20 protein-coding genes and 1 pseudogene are annotated in these 25,063 nt (G+C 71.6%); 10 read left to right on the top strand and 11 right to left on the bottom strand.

Going from position 1 to position 25,063, the window contains the following annotated elements; all coding sequences use genetic code 11:
• Nucleotides 1-81 precede the first annotated feature (81 nt).
• The 5 genes from ACIBK3_RS12485 to ACIBK3_RS12465 form a co-directional block, all read right to left on the bottom strand.
• Nucleotides 82-2,346 (bottom strand): GAF domain-containing protein, encoded by a 2,265-nt coding sequence (locus ACIBK3_RS12485; protein ID WP_399364691.1) that lies wholly within the window; start codon nucleotides 2,344-2,346, stop codon nucleotides 82-84.
• Nucleotides 2,343-3,023: a response regulator gene (locus ACIBK3_RS12480; protein WP_399364689.1), complete on the bottom strand. Its 681-nt coding sequence runs from the start codon at nucleotides 3,021-3,023 to the stop codon at nucleotides 2,343-2,345. The genes ACIBK3_RS12485 and ACIBK3_RS12480 overlap by 4 nt, the downstream gene beginning before the upstream one ends.
• A gap of 462 nt (nucleotides 3,024-3,485) precedes the next feature.
• Nucleotides 3,486-3,791: an anti-sigma factor family protein gene (locus ACIBK3_RS12475; protein ID WP_399364687.1), complete on the bottom strand. Its 306-nt coding sequence runs from the start codon at nucleotides 3,789-3,791 to the stop codon at nucleotides 3,486-3,488.
• Nucleotides 3,788-4,342, bottom strand: coding sequence for an RNA polymerase sigma factor (locus ACIBK3_RS12470; protein ID WP_399364685.1), 555 nt, complete (start codon nucleotides 4,340-4,342; stop codon nucleotides 3,788-3,790). The genes ACIBK3_RS12475 and ACIBK3_RS12470 overlap by 4 nt, the downstream gene beginning before the upstream one ends.
• Nucleotides 4,343-4,452: 110 nt before the next feature.
• Nucleotides 4,453-4,755, bottom strand: coding sequence for an anti-sigma factor family protein (locus tag ACIBK3_RS12465; RefSeq protein WP_399364683.1), 303 nt, complete (start codon nucleotides 4,753-4,755; stop codon nucleotides 4,453-4,455).
• 339 nt (nucleotides 4,756-5,094) lie between these two features.
• Between ACIBK3_RS12465 and ACIBK3_RS12460 the strand changes: the two genes are divergently transcribed.
• From ACIBK3_RS12460 to ACIBK3_RS12440, 5 genes are all read left to right on the top strand, one after another.
• Entirely contained in the window at nucleotides 5,095-5,922 is an 828-nt protein-coding gene (locus tag ACIBK3_RS12460) for a ZIP family metal transporter (protein WP_399364681.1), read from the top strand.
• Nucleotides 5,923-6,163: 241 nt separating this feature from the next.
• Nucleotides 6,164-7,012: a TIM barrel protein gene (locus tag ACIBK3_RS12455; RefSeq protein ID WP_399364679.1), complete on the top strand. Its 849-nt coding sequence runs from the start codon at nucleotides 6,164-6,166 to the stop codon at nucleotides 7,010-7,012.
• Nucleotides 7,013-7,042: 30 nt separating this feature from the next.
• Nucleotides 7,043-7,933 (top strand): 2-hydroxy-3-oxopropionate reductase, encoded by an 891-nt coding sequence (locus ACIBK3_RS12450; RefSeq protein WP_399364678.1) that lies wholly within the window; start codon nucleotides 7,043-7,045, stop codon nucleotides 7,931-7,933.
• Nucleotides 7,934-8,216: 283 nt separating this feature from the next.
• Complete coding sequence (locus ACIBK3_RS12445; protein ID WP_399364676.1) at nucleotides 8,217-8,483, top strand: hypothetical protein; 267 nt, start codon at nucleotides 8,217-8,219, stop codon at nucleotides 8,481-8,483.
• Between the two features lie 107 nt (nucleotides 8,484-8,590).
• The gene (locus ACIBK3_RS12440; protein WP_399364674.1) at nucleotides 8,591-9,220 is read left to right on the top strand and encodes a TIGR04222 domain-containing membrane protein; all 630 of its coding nucleotides are present in this window, start codon (nucleotides 8,591-8,593) and stop codon (nucleotides 9,218-9,220) included.
• A 127-nt stretch (nucleotides 9,221-9,347) separates the two neighbouring features.
• Here the strand turns inward: ACIBK3_RS12440 and gcl are convergent, their stop codons facing one another.
• Nucleotides 9,348-11,132: a glyoxylate carboligase gene (gene gcl / locus ACIBK3_RS12435; RefSeq protein WP_399364672.1), complete on the bottom strand. Its 1,785-nt coding sequence runs from the start codon at nucleotides 11,130-11,132 to the stop codon at nucleotides 9,348-9,350.
• Nucleotides 11,133-11,288: 156 nt separating this feature from the next.
• Between gcl and ACIBK3_RS12430 the strand changes: the two genes are divergently transcribed.
• Both ACIBK3_RS12430 and ACIBK3_RS12425 read left to right on the top strand, forming a co-directional pair.
• Nucleotides 11,289-12,035 (top strand): hypothetical protein, encoded by a 747-nt coding sequence (locus tag ACIBK3_RS12430; protein WP_399364670.1) that lies wholly within the window; start codon nucleotides 11,289-11,291, stop codon nucleotides 12,033-12,035.
• 50 nt (nucleotides 12,036-12,085) lie between these two features.
• A complete protein-coding gene (locus ACIBK3_RS12425; protein WP_399364668.1) occupies nucleotides 12,086-12,589 on the top strand; it encodes a GNAT family N-acetyltransferase in 504 nt (167 codons plus the stop codon).
• On the opposite strand, the gene ACIBK3_RS12420 is transcribed toward ACIBK3_RS12425, so the two are convergent.
• Both ACIBK3_RS12420 and ACIBK3_RS12415 read right to left on the bottom strand, forming a co-directional pair.
• Nucleotides 12,586-14,208, bottom strand: a complete 1,623-nt coding sequence (locus ACIBK3_RS12420; protein ID WP_399364666.1) for an AMP-binding protein — start codon at nucleotides 14,206-14,208, stop codon at nucleotides 12,586-12,588. The two genes, ACIBK3_RS12425 and ACIBK3_RS12420, sit on opposite strands and share 4 nt — an antisense overlap.
• Entirely contained in the window at nucleotides 14,205-15,875 is a 1,671-nt protein-coding gene (locus ACIBK3_RS12415; RefSeq protein ID WP_399364664.1) for an AMP-binding protein, read from the bottom strand. The genes ACIBK3_RS12420 and ACIBK3_RS12415 overlap by 4 nt, the downstream gene beginning before the upstream one ends.
• A gap of 175 nt (nucleotides 15,876-16,050) precedes the next feature.
• Between ACIBK3_RS12415 and ACIBK3_RS12410 the strand changes: the two genes are divergently transcribed.
• The 3 genes from ACIBK3_RS12410 to ACIBK3_RS12400 all read left to right on the top strand — a co-directional run bounded on the left by ACIBK3_RS12410 (nucleotide 16,051) and on the right by ACIBK3_RS12400 (nucleotide 20,955).
• Entirely contained in the window at nucleotides 16,051-16,914 is an 864-nt protein-coding gene (locus tag ACIBK3_RS12410) for a LuxR C-terminal-related transcriptional regulator (protein ID WP_399365554.1), read from the top strand.
• A gap of 165 nt (nucleotides 16,915-17,079) precedes the next feature.
• Entirely contained in the window at nucleotides 17,080-19,890 is a 2,811-nt protein-coding gene (locus ACIBK3_RS12405; RefSeq protein WP_399364662.1) for an AAA family ATPase, read from the top strand.
• Between the two features lie 273 nt (nucleotides 19,891-20,163).
• The gene (locus tag ACIBK3_RS12400) at nucleotides 20,164-20,955 is read left to right on the top strand and encodes a S1 family peptidase (protein WP_399364660.1); all 792 of its coding nucleotides are present in this window, start codon (nucleotides 20,164-20,166) and stop codon (nucleotides 20,953-20,955) included.
• A gap of 181 nt (nucleotides 20,956-21,136) precedes the next feature.
• On the opposite strand, the pseudogene ACIBK3_RS12395 reads toward ACIBK3_RS12400, so the two are convergent.
• From ACIBK3_RS12395 to ACIBK3_RS12385, 3 genes and pseudogenes are all read right to left on the bottom strand, one after another.
• Nucleotides 21,137-21,549, bottom strand: a pseudogene (locus ACIBK3_RS12395) (LysR family transcriptional regulator); the annotation flags it as partial.
• A gap of 245 nt (nucleotides 21,550-21,794) precedes the next feature.
• The gene (locus ACIBK3_RS12390) at nucleotides 21,795-23,354 is read right to left on the bottom strand and encodes an alpha-L-arabinofuranosidase B (protein ID WP_399364659.1); all 1,560 of its coding nucleotides are present in this window, start codon (nucleotides 23,352-23,354) and stop codon (nucleotides 21,795-21,797) included.
• An 84-nt stretch (nucleotides 23,355-23,438) separates the two neighbouring features.
• Entirely contained in the window at nucleotides 23,439-24,995 is a 1,557-nt protein-coding gene (locus ACIBK3_RS12385) for an alpha-L-arabinofuranosidase B (protein ID WP_399364657.1), read from the bottom strand.
• Nucleotides 24,996-25,063: the final 68 nt, after the last annotated feature.

The following is a 25,063-nucleotide window of genomic DNA, read 5'->3' as shown; positions in this document are numbered from 1 at the left end:
CCCGGCCGGTCGCCCAGGCCGCGTCGACCAGCCGCGTCGACCAGCCCTGACCGGCGCGGGACGGTCACCGTCCGTCAGCGGTCACGCGGCGCCCGTGCCGTCCGGTGTCGGCCGCGCCGGGACTGTGGCCCGGATCCGGGTGCCCCGGCCAGGGCGGCTGTCGACCACCAGGGTGCCGCCCGCCTCCCGCGCCCGCTCCCGCATGGAGTGCAGGCCCAGGTGGCCGGGGAATGAGCTGCCGGTGTCGAAGCCGGCGCCGTCGTCCGTGACCACGAGGGTGACGGTCTCGGGAGTGGCGCACAGCCGGAGCAGGACATGCCGCGCCGCCGCGTGCTTGATGACGTTGTGGAGCGCTTCCTGGGCGATCCGGTACAGCGCGTGCTTGACCTCCGGTGCCGCGTCCGGCTCTGCCGAGAGCCTGGCCTCGGCCACGAGGCCGTGCCGGACGCGCAGCTGGCCCAGGTAGCGGGTCAGCGCGGCGACCAGCCCCTCCGTCTGCAGTGAGTCGGGGCTGAGCCGGCAGAGGATCGACCGGACCTCGTCCAGTCCCGCGTCGGCGAGCCGCAGCACAGAGGCGATCGGCCCCCGTGCCCCCGTGCTCTCGCGGCCCAGGAGTTCCCGGGCGGTGCACGCGTTCAGGGCGATGCCGTACAGGGTCGGGCCAAGGGAGTCGTGCAGCTCGCGCGCCAGGCGCCGCCGCTCCTCACGCGCCGCCTGCTCCCGGGCCACGCCCCACAGCCGCTGCGCCTCCACGGCGGCGGCGGCCCTGACGGTGAGGGCCTGAAGCGCCCCGAGGTCCTCGGCACCGGGCTGCCACCCGCGGGGGAAACGGCAGCACAGCGCGCCGACCGCCTCCGCACGGCACAACAGCGGCAGGGCAACCAGCACGTCCCCGGAAGGCGGGGGCGGTGGCTTGCGGGGACGTGCGACTTCCGGGACGGACTCCGGGTCCCGCTCGACGGCCCTGTCCTTGCTGGCGCCGTCGTCCTTGCGTCTCCCGTTGTCCTTGCTCGTCCCCTCGTCTTTGCTACCGCTCTCCTCCTCCCTCGCCTCGTCGTCCTTGCTCCCCCCGTCGTCCTCGCCCCTCCCCTCGTCCGTGCTACCTCCGTCGTCCCTGCGCGCCCCCTCGTCCGTGCTCCCCCCCTCGTTCTCGTCCTCCCCGCCCCCCCTGATCACCGGCGCCGCTGTCGTGATCGCCTCCATCGCCGCTTTCGCGGGACGGTCGACGGAACGCTCCGCCGGGTCGCAGGACAGCGGCCCGGCACCGCCGTGGCCGCCTGCCCGACGCAGACCCACCCCCGGTTCCAGCAGGTAGACCTCGCAGCACACGCCGCCGGTACGGGTGACCGCCTCGGCGGCCACGGAGTTCAATGCCTGCCGCACGGCGTCCTGCCCGATCGCGGAACGACCGTCGAGCCGGTCCAGATCCTCGTCGGCGCGAGCCTGCTCGACGGCCAGCCCGACCGGCCCGGTGAAGGGCTCCACGAACCGCAGGTCCTCGGGCTTGAAGCGGCGCCCGCCCCGCCGGTTCGCCACCTCCAGCAGCCCGACCACCCGCCCGCGGACCGTCAACGGCACGCCCATGACCGATTCCAGCCCGGCGCCGCGCAGCGCCGTACGCAGTTTCGACGGCTCGTGGTCGGTATCGGAGACGATCCGCGGGTATCCGGCTCGGACCACCTCGTTCGCCAGCTCCGACTCCCCCGGCATCAGCAGGCCCCGTGCGGCCGAGGCCCCGACGCCGTCCACGGCACACACAGTGAGTGTGTCGCCCCAGTCCGGTGCCAGCACCCGGACCCCTTCGGCGCCGACGGACTGTCGCACTCGGCGCGCGGCCAGCGCCAGCACGTGGGGGCCGGGGCGGCCCTCGACCACGCTCGCGGTGACCTCGGCGACCGCCCGCTGCCACCGTTCGTACCGCCAGCGTGCGCTCAGATCGCGGATGACGACGCAGTAGCCCGTCAGGCGAGCGTGCGCGTCCCGGGTCGCCGTGATCGCGGTCTCGGCCCACAGACGCGCTCCGTCCGAGCGGACCCGCCAGGCGCATTCCCGGTGCGTGCCGAGGCCTGCGGCCTCGTCCAGCGCTCGGGCCGCCGCGCCCGACGCCACGTCCTCGGGCGGGTAGATGAGCGAGACGTGCCGCCCGACGAGGTCGGCCGGGCCGTGACCGTGCAGCAGGGTGGCACCCGCGCCGACGCTCCGCACCAGCCCCTGGGAATCCAGCAGGAGGAGCGCCTCCGCGACGGCTTCTCGCCGCGGAGGCCGACCGGTGTCACCGGAACCGGTCTCGGCGCCTGGCGTCCTTGGTGACGCTTGCGGGAGCGCGGGGGAAGGCAGGTCGGTCACGCCGACCACCGGTACTCGTCGGTCGTGACGAGGCCGGAAGCGAGTTCACCGGATGGCAGCAGCCCCAGTCGCAGGGCGTGCGCGACCGCCTGCGTCCGGCTGTGCACCCCGAGCTTGTCGAAGATATGGCTGACGTACGTCTTCACGGTCTGTTGCCCGATCCGCAGCTCGCGGGCGATCTCCTTGTTCGCCTTGCCGCGGGCGAGCATGGCCAGGACCTCCGACTCGCGCTCGGTGAGGCGCTCCGGCCGGGTTTCGCCCGCGGCCTGGTCCACCAGCCGGGCGACCGCGCCGCTGGAGACGTACGTCCGTCCGGCCGCCGCGGCCTTCACCGCGTGCCGCAGTTCGTCGGCCTCCGCGTTCTTCAGCAGGAAGCCCGTGGCGCCCGCCCGGATCGCCGCCATCACCGCGGCCCCGTCGAGCGCGCCGGTCAGCGCCACGACCCTGACCTCGGGGAGTTCCCGGCGGATCCGCTCGGTGGCCTCGATGCCGTCCATCACGGGCATCATCAGGTCCATCAGCACCACATCCGGGCTCAGCTCCCGGGCCAGCCGTACGGCCTCCCGGCCATTGGTCGTCTCACCGGCCACCGCGATGTCACCGTCAAGGCTCAGGAAGTCACGCAGGCCTTGTCGGACCACCGCGTGGTCCTCCGCGATCAGAACATGAACTGCCACTGGTGATCTCCGTTGTCGAGCACCGGCCCGCGGCGCCACCACGGCCTTCCCGCAGCAGGCACCCCGAGGCCGACGCGATCGGCATCGCCCCAGGCGTTCATTCCGCCGACGTCAGGTCCATAGGGAACACTTCGGGGCATTCACGTCGTATCGGGAACCCGCGGCGGCCCGCGCTCATTCCATATCCCCCGCGCTCATTCCATATCCTGGGATGGAAAACCCGGCTCGAGTCACCCGGAATTCCCTTTGCGCCACTTATGTTCCGAGCCGTCGCCCCTTCCGATCACCACGACGCCGGCCTGCTGCGGCAGGCGTTCGGTGTCCTGCACCGACACCGGTGTGCTGCAGCCGGCTCGGTGTGCCGCAGCCGACGCCGGTGTGCCGCGGCATCCGTCCCGCACAGGGTCTCGTGCGGACCGGGAGCGCCGCATGCGGTCGTTGCCGGCACCCACGCCGCTTGGCTCAGGTTCCGCCGAGACGGGCCGCCTCGTCGTCCGCCTCCGCCGGTTTGGCAGTGAGCAGAGTGGCAGCGAAGGCGCGCAGGCGGGCCGTGGCGGTCTCGTCCGGTACCTCCTGACGGGCCAGCGAGTTCTTGATCTCCCGGTAGACGGTGATCTCGAGACCGCAGCGGCGGCAGTCCTCCCCATGGGCGGCCACCCGCCGGGCGGTGACCTCGTCGGTCTCGCCGTCCAGGCACGCCTGGAGCACCCGTGCCACATCCCTGCAGGTCATCCGGCGGTGTGCCACACCGCCCCGGCGCCCGATCACATTCGGCTCCTCTTCGGTTTCGGCGCGAGTCCGGCCGCCGCCAGCTGGGTCCTTATCCACTTGCGGGCCCGGTGCAGTCGGCTCATGACGGTCCCCTCCGGCACCTCCAGCACTGCCGCGGCCTCGGCGTAGCTGAGCCCGCCGATGTCCACGAGACGCACGACCCGCTGGTGCTTGTCCGGCAGGGCGGCCAGCGCGGCGCGGACCACCTCGTCGAAGTCATCGTCGACCACCGCCTCCTCCGGCGAGGCCACCGTGCCGGCCGCGGTCAGCCGGTCCAGGTCGGTGTCCGGGTCGTCGAGAAGGTAGGGCCTGCGACGGCGGTGCCGGTTGATCTCGGCGCGCCGCATGATGGTCAACAGCCAGGCCCGAGGATGCTCGCCGTCGAACCGGTCGATCCCCTTGTAAGCGCGCAGCAGCGTGTCCTGCACCAGGTCCTCGGCGTCGGCGGGCTGCGCGGTCAGCGTCATCGCCACTCTCAACAGCACCTCCACCTCGGGCAGCACGAACTCCGCGAACGCCTTGTCACGCACCTCCGACGGCTGCGCCATTGTGTCTCCCAGGGGCTGGAAACCCTCCGGACCAATCGGAGCATTCCGTGCAATGTCCCGCATCTCGACCGGGGTCTCCCGCGCATGACATCAGACTGTGCGCGGAGCGCTCACCCACCAGCGATGCGGTCACGCCCGTCGGCCGGGCCGGTGTGCGGCAGGGACTCGCCGAAGCAGCGCAGCCGCGCGGCCGCCCGGCCGTCGGGCTGCTCCTGCCGGGCCAGGGAGTTCTTTATCCCGCGGTAGAGGTCGGCCTCCAGTCCGCAGTCGCGGCACTGGTCCAGGTGAGTGACGACCCGACGGGCGGTGACCTCATCCATCTCCCCGTCCAGACAGGCCTGCAGGACACCGATCACCTCGGCGCAGCCCATCCCGCGCTGTGCCGCGCCCCGCTGTATCGGCCAGACCTGCATCGCCCACCTCGCCTCAGCCCCTCGGACCGGCCGCCGGGACCGGAAACGCGTCCCTCGCACGGCGCGCGACGGATCTCCCCGCTGCCGGCGCGCACGCCCCGGGCACCGAAACCCCTCGCAGGAGGGAAACCCGGCGACCGCACTCCGGCATTCCGTTGTGCCAGGCAGACACCGTGCGCTCATCGGCGCGGACCACGGATCAGCTACCCGTTCGTCAAGGTTCCCCAAAGCACCGCACACGAGGCACTTAGGCAAGGCTCACCTATTTTAGGGTGGGGGTGCCCCAGGCCGCCGCCCCCACCCGGCCGCACCCAGAACGCTCTCCTCCGGAGATTCCCCATGTCCAGCGCGAACACAGCCCTGCTCGGCGCCATCGCGGGCTTCACCATCTACCTCGGCCTTCCGCTCGGCCGCCTGCGCAAGCCGACGCCCCGCCTGAAGGCCGGGTTGAACGCCATCGCCATCGGCATCCTCGTCTTCCTGGTGTGGGACGTCCTGACGCACGCCTGGGAACCGGTCGACGCGGCGCTGAGCGACCACCACTGGGCAACGGTCGCCTCCGGCGGACTCGTCCTCGCCGCCGGGCTCACCGCCGGACTCGCCGGACTGGTGTACTACGACGCCTGGATCGCCCGCCGCCGGACCGCCGCCGAACGTCCCATCGGCCCGGGAGCCGCCGCGACGGCGGAGCTGGCGGCCAGGACCGGCAGCCACGCGGCCTCGCTCGCCCTGATGATCGCGACCGGCATCGGCCTGCACAACTTCGCCGAGGGCCTGGCCATCGGCAACTCCGCCGCCAAGGGCGAACTCTCCCTCGCCCTGCTCCTCATCGTCGGCTTCGGCCTGCACAACGCCACCGAGGGCTTCGGCATCGTCGCCCCGCTCGCCGCCGAGGGCGAACGCCCCTCGTGGACCACGCTCTTCTGGCTCGGCCTGATAGGCGGCGGACCCACGTTTCTCGGCACCCTCGTAGGCCAGCACCTCGTCAACGACACCCTCTCCATCGCCTTCCTGGGGCTGGCCGCCGGGTCCATCCTCTACGTCGTCATCGAACTGCTCGCCGTGGCGCGCAAGACCAGCCTCAAGACGCTCACCACCTGGGGCATCCTCCTCGGCCTGCTCCTCGGCTTCGCCACGGACGCCGTGGTCACCGCAGCCGGAGCCTGAACCTCCTCGCGCCCCCTCCGGCGGGTGAACATCCTCATCTCCGCGCCTTCGTGGGCCCCGACGCATTGCGGGAGTCGGTACGGCGAACCCGGCGGTCGCGCTGGATGCCGTCGTGGCCGAGCCCCTTGACAAGCACAGACAGCCGACGGCAACCTTCCAATAGACAGAAAGTTATTTCCGCAATACGGAAAAATACTAAGTCCTACGGACCCACCCGGCACGGAAGGGAGCGCGGCATCCGATGGGATTCGCAGATCAACGGTTGAACGTCAACCTGTCGATCCTGTTCACGGAACTCCCGCTCCTGGAGCGCCCCGCGGCCGCCGCCGCGGCCGGCTTCACCGCGGTCGAGCTGTGGTGGCCCTGGGTCGACTCCCCCACCCCCGAGCGCGCCGAGCTCGACGCCCTGAAGCAGGCGATCGAGGAAGCGGGCGTACGGCTCACGGGCCTCAACTTCTACGCCGGCCAACTCCCCGGCCCCGACCGGGGCGCCCTGTCGATCCCGGGCGAGGAGTCGGAGAAGTTCCGGGCCAACATCGACGTGGCCGCCGACTTCGCCCACTCCTTGGGCTGCACGGCACTCAACGCGCTGTACGGCAACCGCGTCGACGGCGTGGACCCTGCGGAGCAGGACGCTCTCGCGCTGGAGAACCTGGCCCTCGCGGCCCGGGCCGCCGACCGGATCGGTGCCGTCCTGCTCGTCGAGACCCTCAACAAGCCGGAGTCCCCGCGCTATCCGCTGGTGTCCGCCCCGGCCGGTGTCGGCGTCGTCGACAAGGTCAACGCGACCACGGGACTCGGCAACGCGCGGTTCCTGATGGACCTCTACCACCTGTCCATGAACGGTGAGGACCTGCCGTCGGCGATCGAGCGGTACGCGGCGAAGACCGGCCACGTCCAGATCGCCGACAACCCCGGACGCGGCGCCCCGGGCACCGGCTCGCTCCCGCTGGAGGAACTCCTCGACCAGCTGAGGAAGGCCGGTTACGAGGGCTGGGTGGGCCTGGAGTACAAGCCGGGCGACCGTCCGAGCGCGCAGGCCTTCGAATGGCTGCCCCGCGAAGCCCGCGCCGCCCGCGCCACCGGCTGACCACCACCCCGTACCGAGAGGCACTGCATCATGAGCAACCTCCCCAAGATCGCCTGGATAGGCCTCGGCATCATGGGCTCCCCGATGTCCGAGAACCTGATCAAGGCGGGTTACGACGTCACCGGCCACACCCTGGAGCAGGACAAGCTCGACCGCCTGGCCGCCGCCGGGGGCAGGGCCGCCGGTTCGATCGCCGAGGCGGTCCGGGACGCCGACGTCGTCATCACGATGGTGCCCGCCTCCCCTCAGGTGGAGGCCATCGCGTACGGCCCCGACGGCATTCTGGAGAACGCGCGCTCCGGCGCCCTGCTGATCGACATGTCCTCGATCACCCCGCAGACCTCGGTCGACCTGGCGAAGGCGGCGGCGGCGAAGGGCATCCGCGTTCTCGACGCGCCCGTGTCGGGAGGCGAGGCCGGCGCGGTCGAGGCCGTGCTGTCGATCATGGTCGGCGGTGAGCAGGCCGACTTCGACGAGGCCGAGCCGGTCTTCGGGGCACTGGGCAGGACCGTCGTGCTGTGCGGTCCGCACGGCTCGGGCCAGACCGTGAAGGCCGCCAACCAGCTGATCGTCGCCGTGAACCTCCAGGCGTGCGCCGAGGCCGTGGTCTTTCTGGAGAAGTCGGGCGTGGACCTGAAGGCGGCGCTCGACGTCCTCGACGGCGGCCTCGCGGGATCGACCGTCCTGACCCGCAAGAAGGCCAACTTCCTGAGCCGCGACTTCAAGCCCGGTTTCCGCATCGACCTCCACCACAAGGACATGGGCATCGTCACCGACGCCGCCCGCACGGTCGGGGCCGCGCTGCCCGTCGGCGCCGTGGTCGCCCAGCTGGTCGCGAGCCTGCGTGCCCAGGGCGACGGCGGACTGGACCACTCGGCCCTGCTGCGGACCGTGGAGCGCCTGTCCGGCGCCCACGTCTGACCGCCCCTTCCCCGAGCTCCGGGCGGCGTCGGCGCTGACATCGGTCCTGTCGCGCCCAGGCGCCGGCGCCGCCCGGAATCCGGACGGCCGCGGCGGCGTGCGAGCCAGTGCGGTGGGGAAGAGCCCGTGCTCCCTTCTCGGCTTGACGGAAGGCCGTCGACGGGCCTGCCGCGGCCGCCGCGGTCCCGACATCGCCCCCCTTCTGCGGGCGCCCCGGGCCGGGAACGGGCACAGGGGGGTGCACCGGGGTGCGGATCCGTCCCCTCCGCAGGACGCTGAAGGCATGGCACCAGCACACCCGGCACAGCACCCGGACCCGCGGCACCCCCACCACCCCCACGTCGTGGTCCACCCGCCGGCCCTGGACGGCTCCCGGCGCGTCACCGCGGACGACGAGAGCCTCGGGGTCGCCTCCCACCTGGACGATGTCGTCGAGCTTCTGCGGCTCGCCGACCTCGACCAGGTCGAGGTCGAGGAGAGCGACATCGTCGAATGGCAGGGTGGCGGTCCCGACGACTGGCCGGGGCTGTCCGAGCACCACGAGCGGTGAGCCGCGTACGACAGCGGTCGTACGCCGGCTACGGAACCCTCAAATCAAGCTCTGAACCCGCGCCCGAGGGCTTCAACTGCCCCCGGGAGCGGGCACATTCTCGTCACGTGGAGCCCGTCGGCACGGGGGCGGCGGGCCCCACGACGGGGGGTGCCATGGGCAGCGGTACGACGGTCCGGCTGGAGCCGTACGAGGTCGCACTGCTGCGGGGCGGTCCCCGCGCCGCCGTCACGGTCGCCGTGCTGGCCCTGTATCTACGGGGCGCCGCCGAAGCCGGCCGACCGGGCACGGTACGGGTCTCGGGGGAGCCCGTGGGCGCGGGGCAGGCCCTGCCACCGCTCGCCGAGGCGGTGCTCGCCGAACTGCGACAGCCCGTGGGCGTACGGGAGTTGGCGGGGCGGCCGAGTGTGCGGCGAGCGGTGGCCGACATGCGGCGTGGGCTGGTGGCCGCCGGTCTGCTGCGTTCGCGTCCGTCGCGTCCGTCGCGTCGGACCCGTGCGGGGCGGCGCGGGCTCGACGCCCTTCAGGCCGGGCATCCCCTCCCTCGCGACCGGAAGGGCCTGTCGACGGAGGAAGTTCTGATGGCGGTGACCCTGCACGGCGATCCGGCCCTGCGCCTGCTGGCGGGACGCTTCGCCCTGCGGTCCGGGCTGACCGCCCGCGTGAAGGTGGCGGACAAGGGGCTCCTGCGGCACGCCCCACGCTCGGAGTACTCCTGCGGCGGCGTCTCGGACTGAATACACGCGCAGGGCGGACCTGGGCCGGCGGCTGGACGTCGTCGACGCGGCGGGCCGCCGGACCGCGCGCGGCGAGGCCGCCCCGGTGACCGCGGCCGGTCACCGGGGCGGGCAGACGCCCGGCGCCTCAGATCTTCAGCTTCTTGATCGACGTCGGTGCGTGCCCCGGCTCCGTCGCCACCTCCTCGAACTCGACGACGTCGCTGATGTCGTTGGTCTTCGACATCGCGATGTCGGTGACCCGCTCCAGGATCGCCTCGACGACCACCGGCACCCGGTACCGGGCGGCGAGCTTCTTCGCCTGCTCGAACGCCGCGCCCAGTTCGTTCGGATCGGTCACCCGGATCGCCTTGCAGCCCAGCCCCTCGACGACCTTGACGTGGTCGACGCCGTAGCCGCCCAGCTCGGGCGAGTTGATGTTCTCGAACTCCAGGTTGACCTGGAAGTCGATGTCGAACGCCTGCTGTGCCTGGCGGATCAGGCCCAGGTAGGCGTTGTTCACCAGGACGTGGACGTACGGGATCCTGTGCTGCGCCCCGACCGCCAGCTCCTCGATCATGAACTGGAAGTCGTAGTCGCCGGAGAGGGCGACGACGGACGCCTCCGGGTCTGCCTTGGCGACTCCGAGCGCGGCCGGGATGGTCCAGCCGAGCGGGCCCGCCTGGCCGCAGTTGATCCAGTGCCGCGGCCTGAAGACGTGCAGCATCTGGGCGCCGGCGATCTGCGAGAGGCCGATCGTGGAGACGTACCGGGTTTCCGGGCCGAAGGCCTTGTTCATCTCCTCGTAGACGCGCTGCGGCTTGATGGGGATGTCGTCGAAATGCGTACGGCGTTGCAGCCTGGCCTTCTTCTCCTGCGCGGCGGCGGCCCAGGAGGAGCGGTCGGGGAGCTCACCCGCCGCCTTCGACTCCCCTGCCACCTCGACGAAGAGCTCCAGCGCGGCCCTGGCGTCGGAGGCGATGCCGTAGTCCGGGGGGAAGATCCTGCCGATCTGGGTGGGCTCGATGTCGACGTGGACGAACGTCCTGCCCTCCGTGTAGACGTCCAGCCTGCCGGTGTGGCGGTTGGCCCAGCGGTTGCCGATGCCGAGGACGAAGTCGGACTCCAGGAAGGTCGCGTTGCCGTAGCGGTGCGAGGTCTGCAGGCCGACCATGCCGGCGTTCAGCTCGTGGTCGTCGGGCAGCACGCCCCAGCCCATGAGCGTGGGGACGACCGGGATGCCGGTCAACTCGGCGAATTCGACGAGGAGTTCGGCCGCGTCCGCGTTGATGACACCACCGCCGGCCACGATCAGCGGACGCTCGGACGCGTTCAGCATCCCGACCGCCTTCTCGATCTGGGCGCGGGTCGCGGCGGGCTTGTACGGCGGGAGCGGCTCGTACACGTCCGGGTCGAACTCGATCTCGGTGAGCTGGACGTCGATCGGCAGGTCGATGAGGACCGGGCCCGGCCGGCCGGAGCGCATGAGCTGGAAGGCCTGCTGGAAGACGCCCGGAACCTGGGCGGCTTCGAGCACGGTGACCGCCATCTTCGTCACCGGCCCGGCGATCGAGGCGATGTCGACGGCCTGGAAGTCCTCCTTGTGGATCACGGCGGTCGGGGCCTGGCCCGTGATGCACAGGATCGGGACGGAGTCGCCGGTCGCGGAGTACAGGCCGGTGATCATGTCGGTGCCGGCGGGGCCGGAGGTGCCGACGCAGACGCCGATGCCGCCCGGTCGGGTGCGGGTGTAGCCCTCGGCCATGTGCGAGGCGCCCTCGACATGCCGGGCGAGGGTGTGATGGATGCCGCCGGAAGCCTTCAGGGCCGCGTAGAACGGGTTGATCGCCGCGCCCGGGACACCGAACGCGTCGGTGACTCCCTCGCGTTTGAGGATCTCAACTGCCGCGCGGGCAGCGGTCATTCGAGCCATCGAGTACTCCTGCTCCGACTGTCGGACGGCACTCCCCTCGCGCCCCGCGGTGAGCACTTCCGTATTATGGAAAACAAATTCTACTATCTGGAATTAATGTAAGTGGGTGGGTGAAGGCCGTCAAGAGACGGACAAGCGGGGGTCCGCTGGAGGACGATGTGGGCCATGTCCGAGAGCGTCCCGGTGCGCTGCCCGGCCTGTCGGCGCGGGCATCGCTACGCGGCACCGTCGTATCCCTGCGTGTGCGGCGCCCCCGTCAGCCCGCCCCTCGACCGGCGGGGCAAGGCCACCGCCGTCACCCACACCACGTGGGAAGAACAGTGGGTCACCGTCCACTGCTCCTCCTGCGGCCACGGCGCCCAGTGGCCGCACCCGGAACTGGGCTGCCCGTGCGGGACGATGCTGCGGATCGCGGTGACCGGCGAGTCCACAACGGCGCGAGCGACCTCCCCCGGGGACATGCCGGCCGGCGGGACAGCCACCGGCCCGACGCCTTCCGAGCTCCCTCCCACCCCGGCCCCCCGACGCGCCTTCCAGCCGGTGGCCATCCGTACCGCCCGCGACGCCGTCACGGCCGCCGCGCTCTACTTGCGGTGGCTCGGCTACCGGGACATCCGCCGTGCGGACCAGCGGCCGCCGTCCGGTATCGGTATCGCCGCGCGGGGGCTGCTGGCGCAGGTGGATCCGACCGTGCGGCCGGCCTCCGTGCGGGACGTGGAGTGTCTGTGGCTGACGGCCATGACGGATTCCTCGCGCTGCGTCTACTTCTCCCTCGCCGGATACGCGGACGAGGCCCGGACACGCGCCGACGGTCTGCGCGTCCCGCTGTTCGTGCTGGACCCCACCGGAGTTCCGCATCCGGTCAACAGTCCCGCCGCCGAGCTCGACGCCCCGGGGGCCTGAACCCCGGTATATCGCTCGCGCGGTGCCTCGGCGTGCCCGAGACTCGACGGATGCGCATCCGTTCCGCCGCCGCCGGAGAGCTCCCGCTGCTCCAGGACATCGAGCGCGCCGCCGGCGCCCCCTTCCGCGAACTGGGCATGGCTCAGATCGCGGAGGACGAGCCGCCCGCCTCGCAGGTGCTGGAGCGGTACCTGAGGGCGGGGCATCTGTGGGTGGCGGCCGACGACGAGGACCGTCCCGTCGCCTATCTGATGGGCGAGCCGGTGGACGGTGCCTTCCATGTGGAGCAGGTGTCGGTGCATCCCGGGGCCTCCCGCCGGGGTGTGGGCCGCGCCCTTCTCGCGTACGTCGCCGACCGCGCACGCGAGGAGGGCCTGACCGGTCTCACCCTCACCACCTTCACGCAGGTGCCGTGGAACGCGCCCTACTACACACGCCTCGGCTTCCGCGTCCTCGACGAGGCCCGGCTCACGCCCGGACTACGGGAGATCCGCACCCACGAGGCGAGCGTCGGCCTCGACCGGTGGCCGAGGGTCTGCATGCGCCGCGGCTAGCCGGCGTGCGCCCCGCCGTCCCCGTACGTCTGCCCGGCGTACCGCTCCCGCAACTCCACCTTCCGTACCTTCCCGGACACCGTCATCGGGAAGGAGTCGAGGACCTGGAGCCGGCTGGGGATCTTGTAGTGCGCCAACTTCCCCTCGCAGAATGCCCGTAGCTCGTCCAGGGTGAGCGGGTCCGCCGCCTCGCGTGGGATGACACAGGCGAGCACCTCCTCGCCGTACCGTTCGTGCGGTACGCCGACCACCTGGACGTCCGCGATCTTCGGATGGGCGTAGAGGAACTCCTCGATCTCGCGCGGGTAGATGTTCTCCCCACCCCGGATGATCATGTCCTTGATGCGGCCGACGATCTCGACGTACCCGTCCTCGCGCATCACGGCGAGGTCGCCGGTGTGCATCCAGCGGCCCTGGTCGACGGCCTCGGCGGTCTTCTCGGGCTCGTTCCAGTAGCCGAGCATCACGCTGTAGCCGCGGGTGCACAACTCGCCCGCGGTGCCGCGCGGTGGGGTGACTCCGGTGGCCGGGTCGACGACCTTGACCTCGAGGTGCGGCAGGACGCGGCCGACGGTGGCGGTGCGGTGTTCCAGGTCGTCGTCCCGCCGGGTCTGCAGGGACACCGGGGAGGTCTCGGTCATGCCGTAGCAGATGGCGACCTCCGCCATGTGCATCTCGGCGACCACTCGCTTCATCACCTCCACCGGACAGGGCGAGCCCGCCATGATGCCGGTTCGCAGGCAGGACAGGTCGTACGTGGCGAAGTCGGGGAGGTTCAGCTCCGCGATGAACATGGTCGGGACGCCGTACAGGGACGTGCACCGCTCCTGCTGGACCGCGCGCAGGGTGGCCGCCGGGTCGAAGGACGGGGCCGGGATGACGACGCAGGCGCCGTGCGAGGTGGCGGCCAGGTTCCCCATCACCATGCCGAAGCAGTGGTAGAAGGGCACCGGGACGCAGATCCGGTCCTGCTCGGTGTAGGCGATCAACTCGCCCACGAAGTAACCGTTGTTGAGGATGTTGTGGTGGGACAGCGTGGCGCCCTTGGGGAAGCCCGTCGTGCCCGAGGTGTACTGGATGTTGATCGGGTCGTCGCAGGACAGGTCCTCGTAGCGGGGGTCGGGGGTCGCGCGGCTGAGCAGCGCGTCCCAGCTCGGGTCGCCGATGAACACGACCTCACGCAACTGGGGGCATCTCCCGCGCACTTCCTGGACCATGGCCCGGTAGTCGCTGCTCTTGTGGCCGGCGGAGGCGACCAACAAGGAGATCCCGGCCTGCTTGAGGACGTACTCGACCTCGTGGGTGCGGTACGCCGGGTTGATGTTGACCATGATCGCGCCGACGCGGGCGGTGGCGTACTGGACGAGCACCCACTCGGGGCAGTTGACCGCCCAGAGCCCCACCCGGTCGCCCTTGGCGATTCCGGCGGCCAGCAGCGCGGACGCCAACTCCTCGATGTCGGCGGCGAACCGGGCGTAGGTCCAGCGCCGCCCGGACGGCACGTCGACGAGTGCCTCGCGCTCCGGCCAGGCCGCGACGGCGCGGTCCAGGTTGGCGCCGATGGTGTCGCCGAGCAGGACCGTGCCACTCGTCCCGTGGCTGTACGACAGTTCGCTCACCGGAAGTCCTCCTCGCGGTACTCGGCATCCGAACCCGCGGCCGTGGCCTCGCGCAGTTCGATGCGGCGGATCTTGCCGGAGACGGTCTTCGGCAGGGGTGCGAACTCCAGGCGGCGGATGCGCTTGTACGGGGCGAGGACCTCGCGGGAGTGCTCGAACAGCACCTTCGCGGTGTCGGCGCCGGGCTCCCAGCCCTCCGCCAGCACCACATACGCCTTCGGGACGGCGAGCCGCAGCTCGTCCGGCGCCGGCACGACGGCCGCCTCCGCCACCGCCTCGTGCTCCAGCAGCGCGCTCTCCAGCTCGAACGGGCTGATCTTGTAGTCGGAGGCCTTGAAGACGTCGTCGGCGCGGCCGACGTAGGTGATGTAGCCGTCGGCGTCCCGGGAGCCGATGTCCCCGGTGCGGTAGTAGCCGCCGGCCATCGCCTCCGCCGTACGGTCGGGGTCGCCGTGGTAGCCGGTCATCAGGCCGACCGGCTTCGTCGAGAGGTCGAGGGAGATCTCGCCCTCCGCCGCACCGGGCGCCCCCGACACCGGGTCGAGGAGCTCCACCCGGTAGCCGGGGCTCGGCCGGCCCATCGAGCCCGTCTTGAGAGGCTGGCCGGGGCTGTTGGAGACCTGGACGGCGGTCTCGGTCTGCCCGAAGCCGTCGCGGATCGTCACGCCCCAGGCGCGGCGGACCTGGTCGATGACCTCCGGGTTCAGTGGTTCGCCGGCCGCGACCGCCTCGCGCGGCGGGGTGCGCAGCTGGGTCAGGTCGGCCTGGATGAGCATCCGCCACACGGTCGGCGGGGCGCAGAACGTGGTGACGCCGGCGCGGTCCATCTCCGCCATCAGGCGGGCCGGGTCGAAGCGCGTGTAGTTGTACAGGAAGACGGTCGCCTCCGCGTTCCACGGCGCGAACAGGTTCGACCAGGCGTGCTTGGCCCAGCCCGGCGAGGAGATGTTCATGTGTACGTCACCGGGCTCGATGCCGATCCAGTACATGGTCGCCAGGTGCCCGATCGGGTACGAGGCGTGGGTGTGCTCGACGAGCTTGGGGCGGGCCGTCGTACCGGAGGTGAAGTAGAGCATCAGCGGGTCGTCGGCCAGGGTGGGCCCGTCGGGGAGGAACGCGGCGGAGGCGTTCTGGGCGTCCTCGTACGGCTGCCAGCCCTGCGGTACGCCGCCGACGGCGGTGCGCGTGTAGTCGCCGGGCACCTCGTCGAACTTGCCGGCGTCCTCGGCCCGGACCAGCACGTGCCGCACCTGCCCGCGCTCGACCCGGTCGCGCAGGTCGGCCGGGCCGAGCAGCGGGGTCGCCGGGATGACGACGGCCCGCAGCTTCATGGCGGCCAGGGCCGTCTCCCACAGCTCGACCTGGTTGCCGAGCATGACGAGGATCCGGTCCTCGGCGCCGACCCCGCGCTCCCGCAGCAGGTTGGCGACCTTGTCGGACCGCTCGGACATCTCGGCGAAGGTGAGCCGGACCTCGGAGCCGTCCTCCTCGACGATGTGCAGCGCGGTCCGGTCGTTGCCGGCCGCGATCTGGTCGAACCAGTCGAGCGCCCAGTTGAAGTGCCGGGGGCGGGGCCAGTCGAAACCCTCGTACGCCGTGGCGTAGTCCTCGCGGTGTTCCAGCAGGAAGTCCCGCGCGCTGCGGAAGAGCTCCGTCGCGGTCGTCATCTGTCCTCCTCGGTACCGGCACCATTGCCGGGCGGCTCTCTGCCATCGTGTAATCCGTGATGCAGGTCTCACTACCCCCGAACAGGGGTGTGTGCCGCGGTGAAGGGGCGAGGACGTGGCAACAGAGGTGTCCCGGTCGGTGCCGGGGTCGGTGCCAGGGCCGGGGTCGTTGTCGATGCCGGGGTCGGTGCCGGCGTCGCAGTCGGTGGAGATCCGCGGTGCGCTGGCGCGGCTGCGGCGCGCGACCGGGCTTCCGGTCGCGTTCGGCGGCCTGGTGGAGCCGGGCCGGCGCCGGATACGCATCAGCGAACTGAACGGCACGGCCACGGCCGCGCTCAGCTCCCTCGCCGTGACCTCCGGCAACGGCCTCGGCGGCAGGGCGGTGGCCCTGGGCCGCCCGTGCGCGGTGGCGGACTACTCCTCCTCGCGGCAGATCAGCCACGAGTACGACACCGCCGTCGCCGCGGAGGGACTGCGCGCGGTGCTGGCGGTGCCCGTCGTCGTACGGCGCCGGGTGCGCGGCGTGCTCTACGGCGCCCTGCGCGACGCCCGGCCGCTGGGAGACCGCACGCTCATCGCGGCGATGGACGCGGCGCGGGACGTGGAGCAGGCGCTGGTCGTCGCGGACGAGGCGCGGGAGCTCATGGCGGCGGCACGCGCGCGGCCGCCCCGGCCCGCAGCGGACGGTTCCGGGTGGGAACAGGTACGGGAGGCGCACGCGGCTCTGCGGGCGCTGGCCCCGCGGATCACGGACCCCGCGCTGCGGGCGGAGCTGCTGGCCGCGTGCGGACTGCTGACGCCGGGGAGCACACCCCTGGAGGGGACGAGCGCTCCGTCGGAGGGGGTGAGCCTGGCGCCCCGTGAGGTCGACGTGCTGGCGTGTGTCGCCGCCGGGGCGACGAACGCGGTGGCCGCGGAACACCTGGGGGTGACCGCCGAGACGGTCAAGGGGTATCTCCGGTCGGCGATGCGGAAGCTGGGTGCGCGGACCCGCGGGGAGGCGGTCGTCGCCGCACGTCGGGCGGGGTGGCTGCCCTAGCGGCGGCCCGGCGGGGACACCCGGAAGAGGGCGCCCGTTATTCGTGTCCGGGTACGCTGAATTTCTCTCAACCATCACGTTGTTATTTCCCTCACCACCGCGCCCCGCCGAATTCCAAAGACCGTTGCCTAATATTGGCCAGGACACGACACACGGAGGGGAGCGGTGACCGTGCGACGGGACATCAAGGAGCCTGCCCGGAGCCGCCCCGACCTGCTGATCGGCAGGGAGGAGCCGCTCATCTCGGCGCGTGAGCAGCTCGTCCGCGGCGGCAGCGTGCTGCTCCACGGCCCGGCCGGAATAGGAAAGTCGACCGTGCTGCGGACTTTGGCCGCCGAATACACCGGCGCGGCCGGCACCGTCCTGCGCTGCTCCGCCACCGAGTCCGAATCCCATCTGCCCTTCCTGGCCCTGGCCGACCTCCTCGGCCTGGTCGTCGACGAGGTGTCCGGCCGGCTGCCCGCCGCCCAACGCACCGCCCTGGAGTCGGCAATCACCGGCCGCGGTGAGTCCACCCTCCAGCGCGACGGACTGGCCCTGCGCCTGGCCGTGCTGTCCGCGCTGCGCGCACTGGCCGCCAAGGGCCCCGTACTGGTCGTCGCGGACGATCTGCAGTGGCTGGATCCGGCCAGCGCGGAACTCCTCGGCTTCGCCGCCCGGCGCCTCGGTGACACGCCCGTCCAGCTGCTGTGCGCGGTGCGCACGGACGGACAGGAGTACGACCGTCATCTACGCGCGTTGCCCCCGGACAGTCTCGCGGTCCGGCTCGGCCCGCTCTCCCGTGCCCAGGTGTCCGAGCTCCTCACCCATCGCGGCTACACCGGTCTGCCCCGCTCCACCGTCCGGGACATCCACCGCACCAGCGGCGGCAACCCCCTGTTCGCGCTGGAACTGGGCCGGGCGCTCGCCGAGAACCCGAACCCTCCCCGCCCCGGCGAGCCGCTGCACGTGCCCACCTCGCTGCGGGCCCTGGTGCTCAGCCGCCTGGACATGCTGCCGGTCGAGGCCCGCCGCACCCTCCTGGTGGCCAGTGCCGGAGCGCGTCCCACGCTGGCGCTGCTGCACGCGGCCGGCCGGGACAACGCCGAGGCGGAGACCGCGCAGGCGGCGGCCCTCGGGCTGCTGGCGACGGAGCCGGAGGGGCCCGCCCTGCGGTTCGCCCATCCGCTGATCTCCGCCGCGCTGTACGCGGAGGCACCGGCGCAGGAGCGGCGGGCCGTGCACGCCGCGCTGTCCACGGCCGCTTCCGATCCCATCGAGCGGGCCCGGCACCTCGCGCTGGCGACCACCGGCACCGACCCGGAGGTGGCGGCCAGGCTCGCCGAGGCCGCCACCCAGGCCCGGGACCGCGGGGCGCCCTCGGTGGCCGCCTCGCTCGGACTGCTCGCCGCCCGGCACACCCCCGCCGACACCGTGCCGGGACCGGACGAGCGGCGGCTGCAGGCCGCCGAGGACGCGATCACCGCCGGTGAGGTGGACCTCGCCAGGGACATCGCGCGGGAGGTGCTGACCCGGGTGACCGTGCCCGCGGACCGGGTGCGGGCCTGGATGGTGGTGATCGAGTCCGCCGGGCAGGCCCTCGGCGACGTCGACGCCGTGTTCCCGCAGGCGCTCGCCGACGCCGGCGAGGACCCCCGGCTGCTCGCCCTGGTCCACTACCAGCTGGCCTGGCGGGGCCTGGTCGTCCAGGGCGACTTCGCGGAGGGCCGGGAGCAGGCCGCGCACGCCGCGGAGCTGGCGGCGCGGGCCGGTGACCGGCGCACCGAGCTGCTGGCCCTCGCCTTCCAGGCCCAGACCGAGACCCTGATGGGCCATCCGGACGCCCCCGCCACCATCGACCGGGCGCTGAGGGAGCCCCAGGACCCGCTGGTGGCCTGCCATCACAACGGGCCGGGTCTGACCCGGTTCCGCTGGCTGCTCATGGGCGACCAGCTGACCGAGGCCCGCTCCACCGTGACCGCGCTGCTGCGCGAGGTGCGCCGCCGCGGCATGGTCGAGAGCGAGGTGCACTTCCTGCGGCTGCTCGCCGAGACCGAGCTGCGCTCCGGGCACTGCGGCCGGGCCCTCGACCTGGCCCGGGAGAGCCTGCGACTGGCCCGTGACTCCGGCATCGGAGAGGTGGCCTCCGCGCTGCTCACCTCCTTCGCGGAGGCGGCCGGCGGGGACGTCGACCGGGCCCTGGCGCTGGCCCGGGAGGCCGCGGACCACGCCGAGGTGGACGGGGACCAGATGTACGTCTCACGCGCCCTGGCCGCCCTCGGGCACGCCCAGCTGGTGGCCGGGGACGCGCCGGGCGCGGTCGGGTCGCTGCGCCGGGTGCGGGAGCTGGAGCTCGGGCTCGGCATCACCGACCCGGCACGCGGACGCTGGCACGGCGATCTCGCCGAGGCCCTGGTGCGCACCGGTGAGATCGCCGAGGCGCAGGACCTCATCACGGTGACCAGGAAGCACGCGCTGCGCCTGGGCCGCGAGTGCGTGCTCGCCGTACTGGACCGGGCGGAGGCGCTGGTGCGCGCGGCGCGTGGTGAACACGAGGCAGCGCTGAGACAGTTGACGTCGGCTCAGGACCGGCTGGCCAAGCTGGGCTACGGCCTGGAGGAGGCGCGCGCCGCGTTCGCGCTGGCCTCACTGCGCACGCGGACGCCGGGACCGACGTCGTACGACGAGGCGGCGCGGCTGTTCCGGCGCTGCCGGGCGCTGCCGTGGCTGCGGCAGGTGGAGGCGGCCGCGGTGCCGCCGCCGGCGGAGCCGGTCGTCGCCCCCTCGCCCGCGCTCGACGCGCTGGACGGGCTGGCCTCGATGGAGCGTCAGGTAGCCGCGCTGGTCATGGAGGGCGCGACCAACCGGGAGATAGCCGGACGGCTGTTCATCAGCGTCAAGACGGTGGAGGCGACCCTGACCCGGGTCTACCGCAAGCTCGGGATCCGATCGCGGGTCGACATCGTCAGACTGGCGGCGGGCCGTCGTACCAGCTGATCCCGCGCCAGGAGCCGATCCGCTCGTACGAGCCGCCCCTGAAGATTTCCGGGATGTTACACCATCCCAGGCGGGGTTTGACGTCATACGACCGAGGGTTTTCCCTGCCCAACTCCCTTAGGGGGTTCCCTCATTGGGAAGGGGAACCCCGGGTTCTAGCGTAAGGGGCGTGCCGCTCGCCCGGTCACCCGGGGGTCGGTCCCGAGACCCCCGGTGCACACCCCCACACCCGACCCGTGCGACCCCCCACCGGCAACCCCCACGAGGAGAACCATGTTCGGGTTCAACCGCGCCAGGAAGACCGCATCCGCCGTGGCCGCCACCGCTGCCGCCGCCGCGACCGCGCTGATCGGCGCCCCGGCCGCCGTCGCCGCCCCCCAGCCCATCGTCGGCGGTACCACGACCACGACGACCGCCTACCCGTTCATGATGCAGATCACGGACGCCTCGCAGAACCAGTTCTGCGGCGGCACCCTGGTATCCGCGACCAAGGTCGTCACCGCGGCCCACTGTATGGTCGGCGAGTCCACCAGCAGCGTCAGAGTCGTCGGCGGCCGCACGTACCTCAACGGCACCAACGGCACGGTCAGCCGGGTCAGCAAGATCTGGATCAACCCGAGTTACACCGACGCCACCAACGGCGACGACGTGGCCGTACTGACGCTGTCGACGTCGATGCCGTACACCAAGGCGTCGTACGTCTCCTCGTCCCAGACGAGCGTGTACGCGGCCGGCACCACCGCCCGCATCATCGGCTGGGGCACCACCTCCTCGAACGGCAGCTCCTCCAACCAGCTGCGCACCGCGACCGTGCCGATCGTCTCCGACAGCAGTTGCGCGAGCTCCTACGGCTCCGAATACGTCAAGAGCGACATGGTCTGCGCCGGATACACCTCCGGCGGCACCGACACCTGCCAGGGCGACAGCGGCGGTCCCCTGCTCATCGGGGGCGTCCTGGCAGGGATCACTTCCTGGGGCGAGGGCTGTGCCCAGGCCGGTTACCCGGGTGTCTACACCCGGCTGACCACCTTCTCCAGCCTGGTGACCGCACAGGTCAACTCGTGACCGGGAAGACTTCCTGAGCACCCCTCAGGTGAGAGACCAGGGGGCGTTGCGGGCCTCCACGAGCGGCCCGCAACGCCCCCTGTCCATGGTCGAGGCAGGTCGGCGCCCAGGGCCCGCAGACGTACGGGTCGGCTGACCGTCGGCTCCCGCCCCTGGACGGGGACGGCCGACGGGCTGCTCCGGCCGGCACCACCAGCACAAAACGCTGCCGTCCCAGCGCATGGGAGACGACCTCCTTGTCGGAGACCGGACCGGCGGACGCCAGGAGCCCCAACTCCACGGCACCCGTGCGCACCATGTCGATCACCTCACGCGAGGTGAACGCCGCCTTGATGGCCACGCGGACGCCGGGATACCGGTGGCTGAAGCACTCACCAAGGTCGTCAGCGGCTCCACCGCCTGCGACGGCATCGACGCCACATCCAGGCGCCCCTCACGCAGCTCATGCACCGCCGCGACACTCGCCCGCGCCGTCTCCAGACTCCGTACGGCCTGCGACAGCGACGGCTGCGACACGTACAGAGCCGAGGCCGCACGGTTGAACCCCCCACGATCGACAATCGCGAGGAAGTACTCCAGCTGCCGAATGTCCATACGCGCCTCTGCCCCTCAAGAAATCAACCGACGACTCGATCGGTCCCGACCATGGTCGCCTGAAGGATCGCCTCGACGAAGCAGGGACCGCCCGATGCACTGGCCGTAATCGTCACGAAAGCGCGGTCACAGGCGACTGAGGCACGCGATAGCCGGCTGAGGCGCCCAAGCGAGCCCGGCCTCCCTGCGATTCCGCAAGGCTGCCGTGCTCGCTGCTGGAGGCGCTCGGAGAGTCCGGTCCCTCGTCAGCTCCAGGGAGAAGCGGTGAGCCAACTGGTGTCCTCGGCCCAGAACGCCGTGGAGTCCCAGGCGTTGGACCCGCCATTGCCGGCTATGTAGCCCGTGTAGGCGTAGTGGCGGATGTACTTCGTCGGGTAGTTGACGGACTGGAAGGAGAGGCCGACCCCGCTGTTGCCATAAGTGGGGCAGAAGGTGGCGTCCTGCGCGAACAGGCTGCTGCCGTCGTCGGCGTCCAGGTAGAGCTGGAAGCCGGCGTGGCGCAGGAAGCGGCCGGGTGCATTGGCGGACTCGAAGGTCAGGCACGAGGTGTTGGCCCGGCCGGCGCGGACGATCCAGGTGGCGTCACCCTTGTCGGTGGCCGAGCTGGAGGAGTTGATGGCGGAGATGACGACCTTGTTGTCGGCGTCGTTGTGGCGCAGGTAGTCGGAGGTGCAGCACGCGGTGGTGGCCTGCAGGGAGATCCGGGAGCCGGGGGTGGGAGCGTTGGTCGCGGCGGTGCTGTAGCCGACGGCGGTGATGTTGGCCTGTACGGCGTTCTCGGTGGCGTCCGAGGGGTAGCCCGAGGTCATGACCCCCTCATAGAAGGTGCCTGCGGAGGAAGCGCTGTTGTCGCCGCCGATGCCGAGGATGATGGCGCCTTGCTTGTGCATCGGGTTGTAGCCGGAATCGTTGGGGCGTACGCCGCTGTAGTAGGTGGACAGGCTGCCCGACTGGGCGTTGCCGCCGCGGATGGCCCACTGGTTCGGCCCGCCCTTGATGATGGCGGTCACGAACCGGTTGTTGATGCTCGGGTCGCCCGCGTTGAGGCCGCGGTTGACGCCGGAGAACAGGCCGTTCTCCAGGTCGGCCATGATCCAGGGGCCGTTGCCGCTGCCAGAGCCCCAGTCCTTGTTGTTGCCGAAGTAGATGGCCTCCATGGTGCCGTTGCCGTCGTCGTTGCCGGTCGTCTCGGCGTTGCCGTAGTCGAAGCAGCAGCCGCCGTTGAAGTGCGTGCCGTCGAAGATCGCGTACATCCCCTCCGGCTGGTCGCCGGTCGCGATGCCCGAGGTGTGGTTGTTCCGGTAGCCGGTGCCGGGGGCCACGTAGACGCCGTACGCCTTGTGGCCGGCGACCGTGACCGGCGCGGCGACGGCGTTGGCCAGGTTGTCGGCCCCACCCGCGGCCGGCCCGGGCCAGTAGCCCCCGGGTGCCTGGGTGAGGTTGTTGCCCTTGCCGGACTGGTCGTAGATGACGGTGATGACGCAGCTGGTGTTGGCGCAGAAGGAATCCTGCGCGGCGGCGTCGGCGTACCCGCCGGCGCTCAGCACGCCGATGTCCTTGGTCGTGTTGTCGGAGGCGCGCCTGACCTGGTACAGCGGGCCGCTGTACGCCGCGTACAGGGCGCGGGTCGTGCCGTGCGCCGCGACGCACGGCGTACCGCCCGCCGCGTAGATGTCGCAAGGCCCCTGGGTGGCGGCCTGCGAGGTGGTGGCCGTGCCAGTGAGCAGGCCGGCGGCGAGCGCGGCGGTGGCACCGGCCGCGAGGAGCGCGCGTCTGACGCGGCGCATCCACGGTCGTTTGATCATGAAGAACTCCTTCATAGGGTGGAGTGTGATGTGAGTCCGGTGCTGATGAGCCGTCTTCGGCACCGGACTCGGGGCGGGTGCTCGTCAGCTCCAGGGGGCGGTGGTGAGCCAGCTGGTGTCCTCGCGCCACAGTGAGGTGGCGTCCCAGGCGTTGGTACCGCCGTTGCTGGCGATGTAGGCGGTGAAGGCGTAGTGGCGGATGTACTTGGCCGGGTAGTTGAGGGACTGCAGGGAGTAACCGGTGCCGCTGTTTCCTGGCTGCGGGCAGAACGTGGCGTCGGCGGCGAACTGGGTGGTCCCGTCGTTGGGGTTGAGGTAGAGCTGGAACCCGGAGTGCCTGAGGTACTTGCCGGATGCGTTGGCCGACTCGAAGGAGACGCAGTTGCTGTTGGCCAGGCCGGGCCTGACGATCCAGGTGGCGTCGCCCTTGTCGGTGGCGGAACTGCCGGAGCTCACCGGCGCGATCACGACCTTGTCGTCGCTCGCGTTGTGCTGCAGGTAGTCGGTGGTGCAGCAGGAGGTGGTGGCCTTCAGCGAGAGCCTCGCGCCCCGGGTGAAGGGGGTGGTGGTGCCGGTGACATAGCCGGCCGCGGCGATGTTGGCCTGGACCGCGGCGTCGGTGGCGTCGGAGGGGTAGCCCTGGACCATGGCGCCCTCGTAGAAGGTCCCCGCGCTGTCGTTGTTGTTGGTCTGGCAGCAGTCGCCGCCGCTGCCGAGGATGATGGCGCCCTGCTTGTGCATCGGGTTGTATCCGCTGGGCAGTGCGCCGCTGTAGAGCTGGGTCAGGCTCCCGGACTGGGCACCTGCGCCCTTGAGGGCCATCTGGGTGGTGCCGTTGTTCTTGAGCATCGCGGTGACGAAGTGGCTGGTCTCGGCGACCTGGCCGGGGTTCCACGTCGTGCTGCCGCCGGAGAACAGACCGTTCTCCAGGTCCGCCTGCACCCACGGTCCGGTTCCGCTGCAGCCGCCGAACCAGCACGAGGTGCTGAAGTTGATCGCGTCCATGGCACCGTTGCCGTCGGCGTGGTGGTCGGTCTCGCTGTTGCCGTAGTCGAAGCAGCAGCCGTTGTTGGCGTGGGCGCCGCTGGTGACCATGTACTCGCCCTCCGGCGAGCTGCCGGTCGGCACACCCGAGCCGCCGGCGAAGTAGCTGTTGCCGGGGTTGATGTACAGCGCGTACGCCTTCTGGCCGCCTACGGTCAGCGTCTCGGTGTTCGCGGTGGCGGCCGTGTCGGCGCCGCCGGTCCCGCCGGGCCCCTGGTAGACCAAGGTGTTGCCGCTGCGGCCCGTCTGGTCGTAGACGCGGGTGATGGTGCACGTGGTGCCCGCGCAGAACGAGTCCTGCGCCGCGGCGTTGGCGACGCCTCCGGCGGACAGTACCCCGATGTTCTGCGACGCGCTGTCCGACAGCCGCTGCACCTGGTAGAGCGGGCCGTTGTAGGAGGCGAACAGCGCGCGGGTGGTGCTGTGCGCCGCGACGCACGGCGTACCGCCCGCCGCGTAGATGTCGCAGGGCCCTTGTGCGGCGGCCTGCGAGGCGCCGCTGAAGGCGACAAGGCCGGCGAGGGCGAGCGCCACCGCGGCCAAGGAGACAACCAGCCCCCGGCGCAGTCGGCGGAAAGTGTGCAGCGCAGGCACCATGAACTCCCTTGTTCATTGATACGGGACAGCAAGCGGCGCCCTGAGCAACCGAGTTGGGGGTGAGCTGA

This window comes from Streptomyces sp. NPDC050287, assembly GCF_044459385.1.
Lineage (GTDB): Bacteria > Actinomycetota > Actinomycetes > Streptomycetales > Streptomycetaceae > Streptomyces.
This window is presented reverse-complemented; position numbering and strand designations above follow the sequence as displayed.

What these genes read in the sequence shown, in the direction of transcription:
- ACIBK3_RS12470 (WP_399364685.1), bottom strand. Translation starts at nt 4,342, where the DNA reads ATGGCGCAGCCGTCGGAGGTGCGTGACAAGGCGTTCGCGGAGTTCGTG.
- ACIBK3_RS12465 (WP_399364683.1), bottom strand. Translation starts at nt 4,755, where the DNA reads ATGCAGGTCTGGCCGATACAGCGGGGCGCGGCACAGCGCGGGATGGGC.
- ACIBK3_RS12460 (WP_399364681.1), top strand. Translation starts at nt 5,095, where the DNA reads ATGTCCAGCGCGAACACAGCCCTGCTCGGCGCCATCGCGGGCTTCACC.
- ACIBK3_RS12455 (WP_399364679.1), top strand. Translation starts at nt 6,164, where the DNA reads ATGGGATTCGCAGATCAACGGTTGAACGTCAACCTGTCGATCCTGTTC.
- ACIBK3_RS12450 (WP_399364678.1), top strand. Translation starts at nt 7,043, where the DNA reads ATGAGCAACCTCCCCAAGATCGCCTGGATAGGCCTCGGCATCATGGGC.
- ACIBK3_RS12445 (WP_399364676.1), top strand. Translation starts at nt 8,217, where the DNA reads ATGGCACCAGCACACCCGGCACAGCACCCGGACCCGCGGCACCCCCAC.
- gcl (WP_399364672.1), bottom strand. Translation starts at nt 11,132, where the DNA reads ATGGCTCGAATGACCGCTGCCCGCGCGGCAGTTGAGATCCTCAAACGC.
- ACIBK3_RS12430 (WP_399364670.1), top strand. Translation starts at nt 11,289, where the DNA reads ATGTGGGCCATGTCCGAGAGCGTCCCGGTGCGCTGCCCGGCCTGTCGG.
- ACIBK3_RS12425 (WP_399364668.1), top strand. Translation starts at nt 12,086, where the DNA reads ATGCGCATCCGTTCCGCCGCCGCCGGAGAGCTCCCGCTGCTCCAGGAC.
- ACIBK3_RS12415 (WP_399364664.1), bottom strand. Translation starts at nt 15,875, where the DNA reads ATGACGACCGCGACGGAGCTCTTCCGCAGCGCGCGGGACTTCCTGCTG.
- ACIBK3_RS12410 (WP_399365554.1), top strand. Translation starts at nt 16,051, where the DNA reads ATGCCGGGGTCGGTGCCGGCGTCGCAGTCGGTGGAGATCCGCGGTGCG.
- ACIBK3_RS12400 (WP_399364660.1), top strand. Translation starts at nt 20,164, where the DNA reads ATGTTCGGGTTCAACCGCGCCAGGAAGACCGCATCCGCCGTGGCCGCC.
- ACIBK3_RS12390 (WP_399364659.1), bottom strand. Translation starts at nt 23,354, where the DNA reads ATGATCAAACGACCGTGGATGCGCCGCGTCAGACGCGCGCTCCTCGCG.
- ACIBK3_RS12385 (WP_399364657.1), bottom strand. Translation starts at nt 24,995, where the DNA reads ATGGTGCCTGCGCTGCACACTTTCCGCCGACTGCGCCGGGGGCTGGTT.